The following is a 16,283-nucleotide window of genomic DNA, read 5'->3' as shown; positions in this document are numbered from 1 at the left end:
TCAACAGGAGAAGCTCAAATGTCGAAGGTTCTACAAGGCAAGGTCGCGCTGATCACCGGCGGCTCTCGGGGTCTCGGGGCCGTGCTGGCCGAGACGCTCGCCGAACAGGGCGCTGATATCGCGATCACCTATGCCGCCTCGACCGCTAAGGCGGAAGCCGTGGTCCAGAAGGTGAGGGCCAAAGGGGTGCGCGCGATCGCCATCCAGTGCGATCAGGCAGATAGCTCCGCTGCGCAACCGATGGTTGAGCAGGTGATCTCGGAGCTCGGCAAGCTAAACATCCTTATCAACAACGCAGCGATCGCGGTCCAGGGCAAGCTGGTCGACGATCCCACGCTTGATGGGCCGGCTTTCGACAGGCAATGGCTCGTCAACGTCCTCGGGACCGTGGCGGTAACCCGGGCGGCGGCACAGACAATTTCGGACGGCGGCCGGATCGTTTTCATCGGATCCGGACTAGGCACTCGCGCGATCGTGCCAGGGGTTGCCGATTACGCAGGCACGAAGGCGGCGATCGCCGGGTATGCCCGCGGCGTGCAGCGCGATCTGGGGCCGCGCAATATCACCGTGAACGTGGTGCAGCCGGGCATTATGCCAACCGACATGGCGGCAGGAGCTGCGGAAAATTTCCCTGAAGCTGTCCTGGACCTGCATCCGATACGTCGCATCGCTACCATCGAGGAAGTCGCGTCCGCGGTAAGCTATCTCGTTGGTCCGACGGCTAGCTATACAGCCGGGGCCGTGATCGACGTTTCGGGCGGTGTCTTGGTCTAACGGCGCGCTCGTGATTGTAGTCGCGTCCTCGCCGGGTCGCCGCACCGCGGCGCCGCGGGCAGCAGGCAGGCGGGTCGGCTGGCGCGCCGCGCAAGGGTGCCTGCCGACCGCGTCCCGTCCCGATAGTGCACCGGCTGCCTGAATGGAGAACGCCGACTTCGAAGCAGCGCTCGAAGGTCTGCCGCGCGGCTATAGTGAAGGGACTTTTGACGGCCGCCGCTACGGCGTGACGGTACAGCGGTCTGACGATGGCCGGCGAAACAGCCTGTTTGCGAGAGATCTCGCCGGCACCGATATCGTAAGCTTCAATTTGTACCGAGTGGCGAACGGCAAGACGTTCCTCAGGCCTTGCGAGATGTCTTCGGAGAAAGTGGTGAGCTTTGTACTTGGGTTTACGACCGCCAGATAAACTCCATCTCGCGCGCGGTGTAAGATTTGCGACCTAAATGCAGCTCGCGCCTTCGTTGCCGAAGGCTATCGAAACTATAGCCGCTGGTTATTGGACATCGAACCGAGGCAAACTCATTCTATCGGCCTCAGCGGCCGAAGGGGAATCGATGCCGGCTCCTGTGAAAGCCACCACTCAGGGAGCTTATCGATGACCAACGCCAGTCCCGCGCCAGTTGCAACTCCCACTGACCTCGACGAGTCCGCAACGATGACCGTAGCCGATGCGCTCAAGATCATCCTCGCGAACAGCTACGCGGTCTATCTAAAGACCAAGAATTTTCACTGGCATGTCTCTGGTCCCTATTTCAGGGACTATCATCTCCTGCTCGACGAACAGGCGGCCGAGATCCTCGCCGTCACTGATGCGATCGCCGAGCGGGCCAGGAAGACTGGCAATCGCACGCTGACATCGATCGGTGACATCGCACGCCACCAGACAATCAAGGACAACGATGCCGAACTCGTGTCGCCGCAGGATATGCTGGCCGAGCTGCGGGCCGACAACCTTCACATGGTCGAAGGGTTTCGACGGGCGAAGGACGTCGCGGATGAAGCGAAGGACAATGCCACCTCTGGCCTCATCGACACTTGGACGGATGAGGCCGAACGCCGCGCATGGTTTCTCTTCGAGGCAGGCCGACCGAGCTAAGGCGCTCTCACCAGCCAGCCATGCTCGCGCGAGCAGCGAAGTCTTGCGCGTCGCTTCATAAAATCAGCGACCCTGCCTCTTCTGAGACTTGGAACAGTCCGGCGGTGGTCGATCCGAAAGCCACGGCACGATGATCGTTCACGAGGTCCGCACGTACCGCTCAGCGGAGCCGCTGGCACGCGAGGACCAACTCGGCTGGAAGATCGCCGAGGTCGCCGCGGATCGCACGCCGGTGGAAAACATAGTGTCCGAGATGATCGGCAATCGGATCATCGACAACGCCGCCGTGGCCGCGGCCTCGGTTTCGCGCCGGCCGGTGGCGAATGCGCGCGCCCAAGCGGGGGCTCATCCCTACCGGCCCGGAGCAACCGTGTTCGGTCTTGGGCTTGACCAGACAGTGTCGCCCGAATGGGCCGCTTGGGCCAACGGTGTGGCGGTCCGCGAGCTCGATTTCCACGACACATTCCTGGCGGCGGACTACGCACATCCAGCCGATAACATTCCGGCGGTGTTGGCCGTCGCGCAGCATATCGGAAAGAATGGCGCGGCATTGATACGAGGGTTGGCTGCCGCCTACGAGATTCAGGTCGGTCTTGTTCGAGGCATTAGTCTGCATGAGCACAAGATCGACCATATCGCCCATCTGGGACCCTCCGCATCGGCCGGTATCGGTGCACTCCTAAACCTGCCAGTTGAGATCATCTATCAGGCCGTGCAGCAGGCGCTGCACGTCACGACCACCACCCGGCAGTCGCGCAAGGGCGAAATCTCCAGTTGGAAAGCCTACGCGCCGGCTTTCGCGGGAAAGATGGCGGTCGAAGCCGTCGATCGAGCGATGCGGGGCGAGGGCGCCCCTTCTCCAGCGTGGGAAGGAGAGGACGGTGTCATCGCCTGGCTGCTGAGCGGTCCGGACCATGTCTACAGGGTGCCCCTGCCCGCCAAGGGTGAGCCCAAACGCGGCATTCTGGACACTTACACCAAGGAACATTCTGCCGAGTATCAGAGCCAAGCGGTGATCGATCTGGCGCGCCGCCTGGGACCAAGAATTCGAGGCGCAGGCGGCTTCGATCGCGTGCGTGATATCGTGCTGCACACCAGCCATCATACCCACCACGTCATCGGCACTGGCGCCAACGATCCGCAGAAGATGGATTCTGGGGCGAGCCGCGAGACGCTCGACCACTCCGTCATGTATATTCTTGCCGTCGCGCTGGAGGACGGCGCTTGGCATCATGAGCGCTCCTACGCGCCGCAGCGCGCGAGGCGGCCAGAAACGATTGCCCTGTGGCGAAAGATATCGACCCTCGAAGATCCGGAATGGACACGTCGGTATCACTCGAGCGATCCCGCGGAGAAGGCATTCGGCGGACGGATCACCGTCACGTTCTTGGACGGTTCGGTCATCCAGGATGAGATCGCCGTGGCCGATGCTCACCCATTGGGACGCCGGCCCTTCGGGCGCGAGCAGTACATCGCAAAGTTCCGCGATCTTTCCGACGGCGTCGTCGGCCGCGAAGAGCAGGACCGCTTTCTGGGGCTGGTCGCTCGCCTTCCGGAGCTGACAGCAGCCCAGGTGCGAGAACTGTCCTTCGCCGTCTGCCCGGCTCATCTCGTTCATAGGCACGAGCACGGTCTGTTCGACTTCGGATCGATGGCGCTGGCCTAACATGTCCTGCAAGGAAGCATCATGATCGATGGCACTCCGAACACGCACGTAGTTCGCCACGAGGGCGGATCCGTCGCATTCGACGACACAGAAGGTGCCGGTCCGATCGTTCTCGGCATTCCCGGCATGGGCGATCTCCGATCAGAGTATCGGTTGATCAGGCCGGCGCTGCAGCAGGCAGGCCTGAGAGTCGTCACGATGGATGTGCGCGGCTTCGGCGAAACGTCGGCGCAATGGTCTGACTATTCAGCTCGCGCGGTAGCTCGTGATGCTATCGCTGTCCTGCAAAGCCTCGATGCGGGTCCGGCGTTCATCCTGGGCAACTCATTTGCCGCGGGATCCGCGCTGTGGGCAGCACGGGAAGCGCCAAGCCTCGTCAGAGGAGTGGTCTTGCTGGGGCCTATCGTACGCGACCTGCCGCTCTCGACCGCGCAGCAGCTCATCCTCAAGATCGGTTTCGCCGGGCCATGGCGCACATGGTTCTGGACCACATACTGGACCAGCCTTTTTACGACTCAGCGAGCGCCAGATCATAACGAGGTGAAAGAGGCGATCGCCCGAAATCTCAAGGAGCCTGGCAGGATGGACGCGCTGCTCAGGATGCTGTCACTCTCGAAGGCTGATACTGCTGCCATTCTGGATGACAGCACCGTCCCGGCCTTAGTGATCATGGGAACCAAGGATCCGGATTTCCTCGATCCCAGCGCCGAGGCGCAAGCGCTTGCAGCGCAGCTCACCGCGGAGACGATGATGGTAGAGGGTGCCGGCCACTATCCCCATGTCGAGATGGCGGGTGCGGTCGCGGCTCGGATCACGACTTTCATCAACGCCGTTCGCTCTCGCAATAGGACGAACGGCACCCATCCGCTGACCCAAAGTCGATGACGATGAAGATCGGCCTCGGTGGCGGCTGCCACTGGTGCACGGAGGGCGTCTTTCAGGCGCTCAGGGGCGTCGCCCAGGTGGATCAGGGCTTCCTTCAATCCGAACCGCCGGCGGACACCTGGGCCGAAGGCGTAATTGTAACGTTCGACCCGTCCGTTATCAGCCTGGAGACGCTGGCCGAAGTACATCTTAGAACACACTCTTCAGGCAGAGCACGTTCACCCCGCGGCAAGTACCGCAGCGCGGTCTACATCTTCGAACCTAACCAACTTGCGGAAGCTGAGCGGGCAGTGCGCCGATTCGCGGAAGAAGCTGCGAAAGAAGTTCACACGCAGGTGATTCCTTTCACCGGCTTCTTACCGTCGGACGAGCGCTACCAGAACTACTATCGCACCGACCCTAGCCGGCCGTTCTGTCGTCGGTACATCGATCCGAAGCTCGATTTCATCCGCCGAGAGTATGCAGATATTGCGCTCCCCTCGAAATGAGCAGTCCCGTGACGCATCAGTCTTCGCACATTGATTTGTTCAACGACGCTTTCGAACGCTGCCCGCTCATAGCGATCCTGCGCGGAGTCCATCCTCGGGAAGTGGAGGCGATCGGCGAAGCGCTCGTAGAAGTGGGCATCGGCCTAATCGAGATACCGCTGAACTCGCCGGAGCCGCTGCTCAGTATCGAGCTTCTAGCACAGCACCTTGCGGGACGCGCGATCGTGGGGGCAGGGACCGTTGTTCACGTCGAGGATGTCCCAAGGGTCGAGGATGCCGGCGGTACGCTGGTCATCGCGCCAAATACAGACGTTCGCATCATCGCCGCCGCGTCCGAGCGAGGCATGGCGGCGCTGCCGGGCTTCGCGACACCCACAGAAGCATATGCGGCGATAGCGGCAGGTGCGGCGGCACTTAAGCTGTTTCCGGCCGAGGGTTTCACCCCCGCGTTCGTACACGCGGCGCTGGCGGTGCTGCCGCAACGAACTCGCATACTCCCGACCGGCGGAATCAATCCTGAATCAATGTCCCGCTGGCGATCGGCAGGCGCCGCCGGCTTCGGGCTAGGATCAGCGCTTTACTCGGCTGGTATGACACATTTCGAAGTGCGAGCACGAGGTGAGGCGTTTGTAGCCGCTCACCGTGCTCTTGCGGCAAGTAGATAGGCGGAGGGCTCGGGACAGGGAGCAGGTAAATAGCCTTCCCCAACGAATGAAGGTGCTCGGGGGTGAGCCTCGCGATCTCTCTGCCCGTAACGCTCGTGACTGCGGCGCGGCTTATTAGCGCTCGAAGGCGGTGAGAACCGCGTGCATGCATGCGGGATGGCGCTATTCGCCTACGTCGGCTCACTCCGCCGAGACACTATTCAGGGTCGCGGACAGTCTGCTCTTGGAGATTGCGGACAAGGTCGCAAAATTCGCTTCAGCGGCGTCCAAGAACGTTGCTTCGGGTCGGTTGTCGCATCGCAGCGCGGGGGCTTGCTTGGCAGCGGGACGCGCGATTCCACGTATCCGGACGTTGACCTTCTCTGCGATCTGACTTCCGAAGCGGATGCGGTTCCCGCCGATGCGGACGTCTCCCAGAACGAAGCCGCTGCCTTCGGGTGCCTCGAAGATAACACGCAGCATATGGTTGGCGGAGCCCCTGACCACACGCATTAGATCGCCCGGCGCAACGCCAGCCGGCAGCTCGAAGTCCGAAAGGTCAATGCTGTCCATGTAGAGACCAACGGGGTCCGCTAAGCTGATCTCGTTGCCTGTCCGGACCAGCTTGTTGATCTCGGAGCCGATATGGGGATCGCTGTGCCTCACCCGGTCGCCAAAGCGCGCGCAGGCAATCAACTCCTGCTCGCCCACGATCGGCGTGCCATTATCGCTGACCCTCGGCCAAGTCGCGACGGCCGACAGGTTCACCGCAGCGCCGAAGCTATTGTTCACCTGCCCCATATGCATGATCAAACCACGAGCCCCGCCGTTTTGCGGAAAGTTCCACCGGTTCTGCGGGTTGTAGGCACCGTTGGCGGACCGCAGGTCCGCTAGTTCGATGTTCGGCGACACGTGCCGGCGGTAGAGCTCGAGCAGCAGGTCCTCGTCATTGTCAGAAAGGAACTCGAAGTAGTCCTCGGTCTCGCAGGTGAAGGTAACGCGTACGACCTTGCCCGATGCGTCGCGAGCGACCTCCCACTCGCAATATTCCTCGTGGCCGTTTCGATCGGCGTCCACCAACTGCCATCCTTGCGACGGTGGCAGCCCCGATCCGGAGACCCGCTTGGGAAAGGCCGTCCAGCTTATCGTTGCCTCCGCTGTCCCGTCGGTTCCATCCGCGATCGGATCGAAGAGCCAAGCGCGCAAGGCGTCGGGCTCCACAAGCCGTTTCGCCAACGCGATCTGGCTTTGGAAGATGATGGAGAGGCGCTCGTTCCACGCCTGCTGCGTCGCGGGCGAAAGCTCGTCGATAAGTCCGGGCGCGCGGTATGCCATCAGCGTTCTCCCTCGGCGAAGTCGGTGTTTTTAGTGATTAGCGAGCCGTCTGCCGCCATTGCTAAGTGTGCGACCGGATTGCGCCCGATGGCGAGCGACGAACGGAATTCGGCCAACTTGCGGGACGCGAAGGCGCGACGCCTGGAGTCAGCCAGCCTGACGAGTTCAGCGGCCCCGTCTGCCGTCAGCAGGCGTGCCTGCACCGCTGAGAGGAAATCTAGAATCCGCTTGCGCGCGGTTCCGACTACGTCCGCGTCGTCCATAAGCTCAAGGAAGTGGGCCTCAGGGGACCCCGCCGCCGGTTCGCCGATCGAGCGGCGGAGCTGGGCATCTAGGTCAGACCCACCGTCAAGCGCGATCTCCGCCGGGGCATGTGCCAACAGCGCGGCGCGCTCAGGTGAGAAGACAGGGTTGTGGAAGTCGACGAGCAACAGGCAAAGCGCTGTGCGAGCGCTAAGGGCTCCTGACGAGACCAGCTGCTGCAGCGAGGCGAAGTCCTCGAACGCGCGTTCGGGGACGAGGAAGGCAAAGTGGGTGTCGCCTTCGAGCCTCGTTCCGTCTCCGCCGTCTTCGACGACGCCGACTCCGGCCGCGGTGACCGCGACTTCGTATAAGTCGGCCGCCACACTCAGCCGTGTCGCTGGCAGCAGAGGCTGATCGGGCGCTAACTCATCACTCAAAAAGGCGAGCGCATCGAAGTCGATGAAGAAGCTGGTCGGAAGCGGATACGTGCCGTCGTCGGGCCGCCCATAAATCCGATTCGAAGACACCAAGTTCACCGAGGTGCACCATAGAAGCTGCCGAAGGTAGTCATGGGCGTCGCGTAACCGCGCATCGGCAATGGACCGCTGCATGCGGCTCCTGGTCCAGCGGCGCACAGCAGTCATCACGATTGGCTCGAGCAAATGTGCGCTCTCGATCGGTTTGAAAATCGCCTCGGCAAACAGCTCGCTGTCCGCGGGGATCGCTTCAGGTGCGATCCCCGCGCTCACGCTGTGCCAATGGTTCCACGGAGCTTTAAGCTCCTTCATCACAAGGCCCCCGTTGATGTGGCTGTCGAAAGGTCCTTTGCCGCGGGATCGCGTGTCTAGCGCGTGGAACGAGTTTCCGGCCCATACCCACTCTCCGGAGCGGCGCTCCCGCTCGAAGAAGTGGAAGGCGCCGTCCGTTTCCGACCACGCGATCACCTGCATCAGCGCGCTGGGGTCGTCGGCGACGGGCACGGTGCTCAACATGACGTCGATGCTCGCGCCAGGTACGGCGGACTGCCACGTCACGACAAGTCTCGCGTTAAACTCGAAGTCGGGCCTACCCAGCCTAGCCTGCCCGCCTTCCGCTATCAGGAAGAGACGGCGGAGCGGCAGCAGCGGTTCGTCGATGGCAGCCACGGCCTCGAATAGGTCCCGCACGGTCCTTGGCGTGCCACCCTTGAGCAGCACGCCCCGCGAGAAGGGGTCGCCGAGCTTCCTAAGCTCGTCTAGCGACATCGGCGCGGCGGCGGCATCAATCCCGGCGACGAAGCGCAGCAACGGTCCCGCCTGCGTGGTGTTGGATGGACGGTCATCAACTGCGACTTTGGCCTTCAAATTGCCCGTGGGCGGCAGATCCAGCCGCCGTGAGGACAGTATGTCTTTATCGTCCTCCCGTGTGAGCGTGCCGACGACATCGGACGCCGCACCTCGAGCAACGCCAGCGCTGCTTACAGTCTGTCTCGTCGGAAATTCGGTACGCGCCAATTGTCCATCTCCCCAGCATTGTGGTCTTACGACTCGCTACGCAGGACAAAACGGAACCGCCGTCGACTAGACGATATCACCACCGACCAAGTTGTCGCAGAGAAAATAAGATTGCCGCTAACGGCGGCCAAACGTCCGCTACTGCCAGGACCTTCGCTACACGACAGGCGGCGGCAACGGCTGCTAAGTCCCCGCGCTTCATTCGCTGGATGTGCAAGATGCGAAACCACCATTTCGAACGCGCAAAGTCACTTTATATGTCCGATAAGATGCCTTATCGGACATAGGTGGCAAGGCGCGGAAGGGATGCCAAACCCGTCCGATATGAGGCGGTAGCGGTCGTGGTGGACGAAGCAACGGACGATGTAGCTGGTTCGGACGGAACTGTCCTGCAGGCGCTGGCGCCGCAGGATGGCATGCTCGCTAACCTGCGCGAGGACCTCGAGCAGGCCGCGGCGTTCAAGGAGGCCGCGCGTGCAGCCGCTACTCACCGCGCATACGGGTCAGACTGGGCCATCTACTGCGAATGGTGCGGATCGCGCGGGCTGGCGATCATGCCGGCGCATCCGGAGCAGATCGCCGCGTTCGTGGCCAACCAAGCCACGGCCGGGTTCAAGGCGTCGACGATCGAGCGGCGCGTCGCCGCGATCGGGCACCACCACCGGTCAAGCAACTATCCTGCGCCGACCGCGCACCCGGCTGCCGGCGGCCTCCGCGAGGCACTCGCCGGCATCCGCCACACCAAGACGATTCGGAAGTCTCGCAAGAGCGCGGCCGATGCTGCCGCGCTGCTGAGCATGCTCGCCGAAATCAAAGGTGCGGGATTGCGGGCGAAGCGCGACCGGGCGGTCCTTGCGATCGGCATGGCCGCAGCACTGCGCCGGTCCGAGCTGGTGAGTCTCACGATGGGAAGCGTCGGCTTGCATGAAAAAGGGCTGGAGTTGTACCTCGGTTCGAGCAAGACCGACCAGGCAGGAGAAGGCGCGACGATCGCCATCCCGGAAGGCGCTCAGATCATGCCGAAGGCGCTGCTGCTCGAATGGATCGACGCGGTGCGGATCCTCGAAGCCGGCCTGGAACGGACTGAGGCCGAAGCAAAGCGAGTGCCGCTGTTCCGCCGCTTGACCCGCGGAGACGAGCTCACCGCGTCGCCGATGTCCGACAGAGCGGTAGCGCGGCTCGTCAAGCGTTGCGCCTCAGACGCCGGCTTCGACGCGAGCACGTTTTCAGGACACTCGTTACGCTCCGGGTTTCTGACCGAAGCGGCAAGCCGAGGCGCGACGATCTTCAAAATGCAGGAGGTCAGCCGGCACAAAACCGTGCAGATCTTGTCGGATTATGTCCGCTCGGCCGAAAGGTTCAAGAACCATGCCGGAGAGAGCTTCCTGTGAGGTAGCTGCTTAGCCTGCGCCCGGAGGCTGATACTCCGCCTGTCGCTCGGCTCGGGCTCGATCGAGCACATATTGGTTCCAGCACTCGGTACCGTCGAGTTCGGACTCGCGCGCAGCGAGCCGGACCCGGTTGCGCACAGCGAGCGCAGATTCCCTCTGCTCTTCGGTGTCGGCATTCCAAGCCGCCTTGGTCGCGCGGGGAACGATCACCGCCGGCGCAAGGATGAACCAAAGTAGCGTAGCCATCGCCAATCCCGCCCCACCGAGAAAGGTGTACCCAAGCACCGCAACCGCCGCGAATGTCCCGATTAGCCAAGGAGCATAGGCTCGCGGTCGTTGCCCGGTCTGAAACACGACTGACGGCCACCATGGTCGTTGAAGCAGCAAGACCAGACCGCCGAGAATCGCCGCTACCGCGACGAGCATACTCACGACGATCGTCGCACGGATAAACATTGCGCTGAGCATCTCAGCGATCCTCCGAGGACGGCTCTTCCGGCGTCGCCGGTATGCCACCTGCGTCTAGAAGCGACTTGAGCTCCTGCAGCCGCTTCGCCTGCGGATTGGAGATCACGATGTTCTGAATGACCTTGCCGTCGAGCGACACGACATCGCCGACGCCTTCATCCTTATGCCGAACGAAGCTTGGCTCGCTGGCCTCACCGCCATATCCACCCCCATCCTTTCCGGCATTCAGCTCGAACAGGAAGCGTTCCGGCTCGCTGAGGCTCAGCGCCAATGTCTCACCGCGTTCGCTTTGCCGAATATCGGCGACGACACCGCGGAATCCGATACCGAGATTGTCCTTTTGGAGCGTGGTGAGCACATATGCCAGCGGGCGGTAGTCGTTCTGTGCGGGCCGGATGATATACGTGTAGACCCACCCCTGATTGTTGAGGTCCATGCCCTCGAGCATCAGGTCGAAGCCGTCGTCCGCGACCACGGCTGCTACAAATGCGATCTCCAACAGAATGGTGACTGCGACCAATGCCACCTCGCCTGGGCTCGTCGCCGTGCCGTGGGTAAGCTGCACGATGGTCTCTATGGGGTTGGCCAGCGGCGGGAGCAGCGCGAGGTCAGGTGCCAGGTAGGTCAATCCGTCACCGACCCGCACCGCGAACAACCGGCCCGCGAAGAATACGTACCACATCGTCAGATGGGTCATCATCGACACGCAGATCGAGATGGCGAGCACGCTCACGGCCGTGATCGGGAGGTCTGGGCGAGAGGCGGAATGGCGCCGCGCTCGCACATTCCAGAACAGGACCGCGAACAGTCCGGGAAGGAGCAGAGCAATGCCGGCGATGACCGAAAGCGTCAGCGCCATAGTAGCGAACTACGCGACTGCGACGACGCGGAGCTGCTTGGTCTTCGGATCGCGCTCGATCTTGCCGGTCTTGCCAGCATCCTGGATCCTCTTGAGCTCTCTTTCGAGCCGGATCATCACGTCATAGCCGCCCACACGGCGCGCCAGAGCACCGGTCTCAGCCTGTTCGCGTGAAGAAAGGATCGTGGCCATGGCGATAATCTATGTCCTATCCGCCTCGGAGTAAAGGTCTGGTTCCCGATTGGTTCCGCCGCATAGCGGCGGCCGTTCGCACCGCCCTTCGCACGCTCGCCCCCTCCGTGCGTCGGCTCCTCGCGATCGATCACCAGTCCGCGCTTATATTCGTCACGCAGGCCGGATCGGTTACGGCGTGGTCATTGGCTTGCACTTAAGGCCATGATATCATCACCTAGGATAACGATGATGCTTGATACGACGACCTATCTCTCGACACAGGATAATCCGGGCGGCCCCATTCTCAGGCTCATCGATCGAGAGCCTCATGAGCTGTGCGAGGATTACAGCGAGCTTTCTGAGGGGGAAGCTGAGCCCACGAGTCTCGGGCGCTCAATCGGCGGAGCAGTCTCGATAGCGTTACTTGGCGCTACCGTGATCTATTTCTATTTAGCTGTATGATGGGCTCTATTTTCGTAGGTCTGGATCGTTGAAGAATCCTCGATTGTGATCTTCCGATACTGAAGACTGCAAATCCACGGCCGCGTGACCGCGATTCGTGCGTGCGGCCTGTGCAGCCGCTCGGTCAGAATCAAGGCGAGCCCGGCCGTCCGCGATTATACTTGCAGCTGCGTCCGGATCGCCGCCCAACGGCGCGCCGCCAATGCGACCAACTCCGTGAGGGCGATACGAAGCGCGGACGTCACTATTTCCACCGATGCCAATGCGATTCACGTCAACTAGTGCCGGCTCCCTAATATCTCCGCTGATCTCATTCCAAAGGTCATCGCGCTTTTCCTGAGACCATTGCTGTATCATCTGGTCCCGAACGGCCTTCTGCTGTGAAGTGAGGTCGGTAGCCCAAAGCTCTGGCGCGTCCATGTTTGGATGAAGAGCCTGCTGTTGGCGATACCACTGGGCCAAATCCTGGCTCATATTCTCGCTTAGCTGCATGCCATGAGACTCGGCAAAGCTCGCATCGCGTGAAAGCGATTGAGAAAGTTCCTCCAGTCGCCGCGCTGCCTCTGAGTAGGACTTTGCTCGCGCTAGCGCGTCCTCAGTGCTTTGAGAGGACGAAGACGTGGAAGAAGCTCGGCTAAAGACGCCTGAACGATCGTAGGTGCCGTCCGATGTCGAGGCGCCACTTCCACTGGAATGTTCGTCACGCACACCACTTGAAGACGAGCTTGAGCTATCTGTCGAGCGCGTCTCGTCAGTGCCATACCGTAATGTGTCTTGTTGGCTTCCCGTCCTGCTTACACCGAGCGATCCACCCACGCTCGGCAGGAGGCCACCTGCCCTGCCGTTGCTGCCCGAACGCTGCCCGCCGCTGCTCCGACCTATCCCACCGGTCAGGCTGCCTTGCACCTGGTCGAGCGTCCCTGCCGTCCGATCATGCCCTTCCGAAATGCGTTGGCTTTGCCCGGTGGAAGATCGCTCCTCGAGACCCTGCGAGCTCGACCCCGATGTGCGATCGAATTGCTCGACGTTCGTGTTGAAGGAGCGCCCGGTTCCAGCCTCGAAACCGGTCGTGCGTTCGGTTGATGTACCGAAAGCGCTACGGTCGGTGTGCGTGCTTGTCAGAATCTCTTGAGCCGCGTTCTCGTACGCCTGTGCCTGTCGATGCGCCTGGCTCGCCATCTGACGCCACTCGGAGACGGTCCCGCTATTCATGGTCGGCGTGAAGCCAAGACGCGAGATCGCGCCGCCCATATCGATTACGTCCTGGCCGTTGCCAAACCCGGATACGACGGCGCCGTTGTCCTGCCGCCAGCCAACGCTGGTCGACCCGCCCATGAAGCTGGGGGCGATCGACCACTGGTCGCTTTGCCGCATGTTGGAAGTCGCGTTCGCCCAGCTCACGTTCCCGTAGGAGTAGTTCCCGGTGGTCGCCTCGACCGCGGCCGCCTCGGCCGCGTTCTGCGCGGGAGCCAGCATCGATGTCGCTTGGCCTGCGATCGACATGGCGCCCCGCGCCAGCCCGGCCGCGAGGAACGGTATGCTCATCAGCATGAAGCCGGCGATCGTCGCCGTCTCGCCATTCACCGCCGCGACCCCGGCATATGAGCCGAGGGTCACGCCCCCGCCGGCCACGCCGGTCGCTGCCGCCTCTGCCCGCGTCATGCAGATCATGTGAAGGATGACGTACAGCGGTCCCCACGCCGCGAGATAGAAGAAACCGACGGCATAGCCCTTCAGAGTGCTGACCCCCGTTTGAGGCATCAAAAACAGGGGGAAGATCACCGGAAACATCGCGAAGAACACTACTGTCAGCACAATGTTCAGGATGGGCACCCATGCCATCGCCTGCTGCGCTATCGAGTTGTAGGTGTTTCGAGCCTGGATATCGGCGCGCGTCTGCGCGAAGGTATCGATCGTCGCAGCGCCATTGCCACCCGACATGCTGTTGCGCGCCTGCATGAAGGCATTGATCGCCGTATTCTGGCGCATTGCTTCCGTATAGCTGCTGCCTGCCCCCGTGAAGGCGGCATTCGCGATTGGCAGGTCGTGCCTGAGCTTATCGCCCGCCAGCGCGTTGCTCAGCTTCGGATAGAGCTCCTTCCCCCAGAGCGGCGTATTGGCCTCGATCATCGGCGCCCACTGCGCATCGAGCATCTGGTACGCTTGACGGCAGGTGACAATGAAGTTGTTGACCGTGCCATCGCCCTGCCGCTCCAGCCACTCCTGCGAGCGAGCCTCCGATCCCGGGCCGATGTCGACCCAGAGGTTCTTCGACTGCGCGAGGTTGGTCAGCGACTTCTGGTAGAGCATGACGTCGCCGAAGAGGCACTTCTTGAAGTGCTCCTCGAGATTGGTCGAAAACTCTGCGTCCCTGATGATGAAGTTGCGCGTCGCATCGAACAAGCGCGCACCGTAGACCATGCCGTTGGTGGTGTAGTTGAGCTCTCCTGGCATCACGAAGACCGTCTCGGCCGTGCGGGTCAGCCAGTCGCCGATCTGCGTTGTGAAGCTGGCTAATACCCCGAGACCCAGCGGCACGTTCGACACGGTGGCGGGAGCGAGGGAAGGATTGATCCGGTCGGTCACCTTGATGTCAACCGTCGGGACCATCAGGCAAAGATAGATCAGCGTCGACTGCAGAAACCAGTTGAACCAGGCGCGGAAGTTGAGGGTGAATGCGACAACGAACAGCGAGTAGATGAAGCCCATGACCAGCACGACGCGGATGAGCGAGCGGTAGCCCCCTCCCCCCGACCAGGCCGCGACGGCGTTGAAGGTGTTGACGAGATACTCGCCACCTCCGACTGTGAAGACCTCCAACATCGCCCCACCCCCTGCCGCTGCCCTACATCAGACCCTGTGCGTTGAGCCCGCGAGAGAAATTGAGTGCCGACGACATCCCGGGCGTCATCGAATTCTGCAGGGTGGACTCGAGCATGATGCTGCGGTTGATGATCTGCATCGTCACCTGAAGCTTGTTGTTGAGCTTGACGTCGCGCTGCGAGAATTTCAGGCGGGTCGCAGCGATCTGCTGTTTCCACTGCGCCGCCGTCGCCTGATCGAAAGTCTGGTAATGCGTCTGGGCCTGCTCGACACGGTCGAGCATGTTGTCCAGCATCGCCGCCAGGAGATCGACCGCCACGATCTCGGACAGCGTCTCGATCTCGCCATCGGTCAAGGCGTAATGCGCGTAGGCTTGAACGGCCAGAATCTTGTAGATCGGAACAGTGGCGATATTCAGAAGCTGCTTTTCGGCGGCGTCCAACGCCGTATCGGAGCGGATTTTACCGCTCATCGACTTGATCATCGAGGCGATCCGGGGACGAAGCGCGGCAGAGGCCGGAACGGTCAGCGTTTGCTCGCCGACGTCGTAGCAGTCGGCATCGTTGCACTTCAGGATTTTCACAGCCGGCGCATTCGTCGTCCCGTCGAGGAGCGCGGTGACCACTGCCTCCTCTGCGGGACCGAACATGACAACTTTGCCGCCAACGGCCGGATCGGTCGAAGGCGTTGTGACGACCGTGCCGACCAGGGTCATCACATATTCCGAGAACGACTGATCGAACGCGCCGAACTTGGCCGACTTCTTCAGTGCCTCCCAGGTGTAGTTGTGTGGCTCACCGACGAGCTGATCCTTCATGCTGCCATCGGTGTTGCCGGCGATCGTCGCGTCACGTCTGTTGCCGTTGTTGCACCCTTGCCGCGACGCCGCCCAGTCGGAAAATACTCCCTGACTGTTGCCAACCGCCTCGCAAATCGTCGATCGGGTCGAGTCCATCTGAGGCCAGATGCCGCCCACGAGCGCCTGAGCCGTTTCACAGCTCGAGATGTTCATCTGGTTCAGCAGCTGAGCCTTCTGGCTGAATTCGTCCATGACTTTGCCAATCTCTGGCGACACGGAATCGATCGCCAGCTTGAAGGCAAAGCCCAAGGCGTTGTTCGCGGTGGCCTTCAGCATCGCCACGATCTCGGAGGCGTTGATGAAGGAGAAGCTGCCGCTGAACAGGTCGATCCCGCCGCAGCCTGCCCGGGCGCTTGGAAGTTGCAGATTGAACGGCGACACGCTCTTCTGGGGGAAGCGGGTCCACACGTTCCCGAGCGAATAGTAGCCGGCCGACTGCCCCTGAAACGCCGTCGGCCCGGTTACGTTCGCGGCGCCGCCGGCCTCGTTGAAAAAGCCGTTCATCTCCGATGCGACGTCCGCGCGCGCAACGCCGACCAGGGCGAAGTGCGACACCGCCATCAGGCCCAGCCAAGTCGATGCCCACCTGCGGAATCCAGGGCGCCTGCCCTTCCCTCTTG

General features: G+C 62.0%; 16 protein-coding genes. 9 read left to right on the top strand and 7 right to left on the bottom strand.

Going from position 1 to position 16,283, the window contains the following annotated elements:
* Positions 1-18: 18 nt before the first annotated feature.
* From NTCA1_RS18695 to NTCA1_RS18665, 7 genes are all read left to right on the top strand, one after another.
* Complete coding sequence (locus NTCA1_RS18695; protein ID WP_159831393.1) at positions 19-774, top strand: SDR family NAD(P)-dependent oxidoreductase; 756 nt, start codon at positions 19-21, stop codon at positions 772-774.
* A 142-nt stretch (positions 775-916) separates the two neighbouring features.
* Positions 917-1,183, top strand: a complete 267-nt coding sequence (locus NTCA1_RS18690) for a hypothetical protein (RefSeq protein WP_159831392.1) — start codon at positions 917-919, stop codon at positions 1,181-1,183.
* Positions 1,184-1,372: 189 nt separating this feature from the next.
* Positions 1,373-1,873, top strand: a complete 501-nt coding sequence (locus tag NTCA1_RS18685) for a Dps family protein (protein WP_159831391.1) — start codon at positions 1,373-1,375, stop codon at positions 1,871-1,873.
* 130 nt (positions 1,874-2,003) lie between these two features.
* Entirely contained in the window at positions 2,004-3,539 is a 1,536-nt protein-coding gene (locus NTCA1_RS18680; RefSeq protein WP_159831390.1) for an MmgE/PrpD family protein, read from the top strand.
* A 21-nt stretch (positions 3,540-3,560) separates the two neighbouring features.
* Positions 3,561-4,424: an alpha/beta fold hydrolase gene (locus NTCA1_RS18675; protein WP_201282544.1), complete on the top strand. Its 864-nt coding sequence runs from the start codon at positions 3,561-3,563 to the stop codon at positions 4,422-4,424.
* Complete coding sequence (locus NTCA1_RS18670) at positions 4,421-4,912, top strand: peptide-methionine (S)-S-oxide reductase (RefSeq protein WP_236549451.1); 492 nt, start codon at positions 4,421-4,423, stop codon at positions 4,910-4,912. Before NTCA1_RS18675 ends, NTCA1_RS18670 begins: the two co-directional genes overlap by 4 nt.
* Before the next feature lie 8 nt (positions 4,913-4,920).
* Positions 4,921-5,577 (top strand): 2-dehydro-3-deoxy-6-phosphogalactonate aldolase, encoded by a 657-nt coding sequence (locus tag NTCA1_RS18665; protein ID WP_236549450.1) that lies wholly within the window; start codon positions 4,921-4,923, stop codon positions 5,575-5,577.
* A gap of 180 nt (positions 5,578-5,757) precedes the next feature.
* Here the strand turns inward: NTCA1_RS18665 and NTCA1_RS18660 are convergent, their stop codons facing one another.
* Complete coding sequence (locus NTCA1_RS18660) at positions 5,758-6,891, bottom strand: hypothetical protein (protein ID WP_159831388.1); 1,134 nt, start codon at positions 6,889-6,891, stop codon at positions 5,758-5,760.
* Positions 6,891-8,627 (bottom strand): hypothetical protein, encoded by a 1,737-nt coding sequence (locus NTCA1_RS18655; RefSeq protein WP_159831387.1) that lies wholly within the window; start codon positions 8,625-8,627, stop codon positions 6,891-6,893. The genes NTCA1_RS18660 and NTCA1_RS18655 overlap by 1 nt, the downstream gene beginning before the upstream one ends.
* Before the next feature lie 341 nt (positions 8,628-8,968).
* Here NTCA1_RS18655 and NTCA1_RS18650 point away from each other — a divergent pair, with 341 nt between their 5' ends.
* Entirely contained in the window at positions 8,969-10,018 is a 1,050-nt protein-coding gene (locus tag NTCA1_RS18650; protein ID WP_236549449.1) for a site-specific integrase, read from the top strand.
* 9 nt (positions 10,019-10,027) lie between these two features.
* On the opposite strand, the gene NTCA1_RS18645 is transcribed toward NTCA1_RS18650, so the two are convergent.
* The 3 genes from NTCA1_RS18645 to NTCA1_RS18635 are packed head-to-tail and all read right to left on the bottom strand — an operon-like array spanning position 10,028 to position 11,537.
* Positions 10,028-10,486, bottom strand: coding sequence for a hypothetical protein (locus NTCA1_RS18645; RefSeq protein WP_159831386.1), 459 nt, complete (start codon positions 10,484-10,486; stop codon positions 10,028-10,030).
* 1 nt (position 10,487) lies between these two features.
* Positions 10,488-11,345: a hypothetical protein gene (locus NTCA1_RS18640; protein WP_159831385.1), complete on the bottom strand. Its 858-nt coding sequence runs from the start codon at positions 11,343-11,345 to the stop codon at positions 10,488-10,490.
* A 9-nt stretch (positions 11,346-11,354) separates the two neighbouring features.
* A complete protein-coding gene (locus NTCA1_RS18635) occupies positions 11,355-11,537 on the bottom strand; it encodes a hypothetical protein (RefSeq protein WP_126001443.1) in 183 nt (60 codons plus the stop codon).
* Positions 11,538-11,765: 228 nt separating this feature from the next.
* Here NTCA1_RS18635 and NTCA1_RS18630 point away from each other — a divergent pair, with 228 nt between their 5' ends.
* The gene (locus tag NTCA1_RS18630; protein ID WP_159831384.1) at positions 11,766-11,981 is read left to right on the top strand and encodes a hypothetical protein; all 216 of its coding nucleotides are present in this window, start codon (positions 11,766-11,768) and stop codon (positions 11,979-11,981) included.
* Between the two features lie 6 nt (positions 11,982-11,987).
* Here the strand turns inward: NTCA1_RS18630 and NTCA1_RS18625 are convergent, their stop codons facing one another.
* Positions 11,988-14,804, bottom strand: a complete 2,817-nt coding sequence (locus NTCA1_RS18625) for a conjugal transfer protein TraG N-terminal domain-containing protein (RefSeq protein WP_159831383.1) — start codon at positions 14,802-14,804, stop codon at positions 11,988-11,990.
* 22 nt (positions 14,805-14,826) lie between these two features.
* Positions 14,827-16,227: a conjugal transfer protein TraH gene (locus NTCA1_RS18620; RefSeq protein WP_159831456.1), complete on the bottom strand. Its 1,401-nt coding sequence runs from the start codon at positions 16,225-16,227 to the stop codon at positions 14,827-14,829.
* Positions 16,228-16,283: the final 56 nt, after the last annotated feature.

Source organism: Novosphingobium sp. TCA1 (genome assembly GCF_009811895.1).
Taxonomy (GTDB): Bacteria; Pseudomonadota; Alphaproteobacteria; order Sphingomonadales; family Sphingomonadaceae; genus Novosphingobium; species Novosphingobium panipatense_A.
Note: the sequence above shows the minus strand (reverse complement) of the source record. Positions and strands in the feature narration are given on the sequence as shown.

Coding starts and splice junctions, on each gene's coding strand:
- NTCA1_RS18660 (WP_159831388.1), bottom strand. CDS start 6,891: ATGGCATACCGCGCGCCCGGACTTATCGACGAGCTTTCGCCCGCGACG.
- NTCA1_RS18675 (WP_201282544.1), top strand. CDS start 3,561: ATGATCGATGGCACTCCGAACACGCACGTAGTTCGCCACGAGGGCGGA.
- NTCA1_RS18635 (WP_126001443.1), bottom strand. CDS start 11,537: ATGGCCACGATCCTTTCTTCACGCGAACAGGCTGAGACCGGTGCTCTG.
- NTCA1_RS18645 (WP_159831386.1), bottom strand. CDS start 10,486: ATGCTCAGCGCAATGTTTATCCGTGCGACGATCGTCGTGAGTATGCTC.
- NTCA1_RS18630 (WP_159831384.1), top strand. CDS start 11,766: ATGATGCTTGATACGACGACCTATCTCTCGACACAGGATAATCCGGGC.
- NTCA1_RS18695 (WP_159831393.1), top strand. CDS start 19: ATGTCGAAGGTTCTACAAGGCAAGGTCGCGCTGATCACCGGCGGCTCT.
- NTCA1_RS18640 (WP_159831385.1), bottom strand. CDS start 11,345: ATGGCGCTGACGCTTTCGGTCATCGCCGGCATTGCTCTGCTCCTTCCC.
- NTCA1_RS18685 (WP_159831391.1), top strand. CDS start 1,373: ATGACCAACGCCAGTCCCGCGCCAGTTGCAACTCCCACTGACCTCGAC.
- NTCA1_RS18625 (WP_159831383.1), bottom strand. CDS start 14,804: ATGTTGGAGGTCTTCACAGTCGGAGGTGGCGAGTATCTCGTCAACACC.
- NTCA1_RS18670 (WP_236549451.1), top strand. CDS start 4,421: ATGACGATGAAGATCGGCCTCGGTGGCGGCTGCCACTGGTGCACGGAG.
- NTCA1_RS18690 (WP_159831392.1), top strand. CDS start 917: ATGGAGAACGCCGACTTCGAAGCAGCGCTCGAAGGTCTGCCGCGCGGC.
- NTCA1_RS18680 (WP_159831390.1), top strand. CDS start 2,004: ATGATCGTTCACGAGGTCCGCACGTACCGCTCAGCGGAGCCGCTGGCA.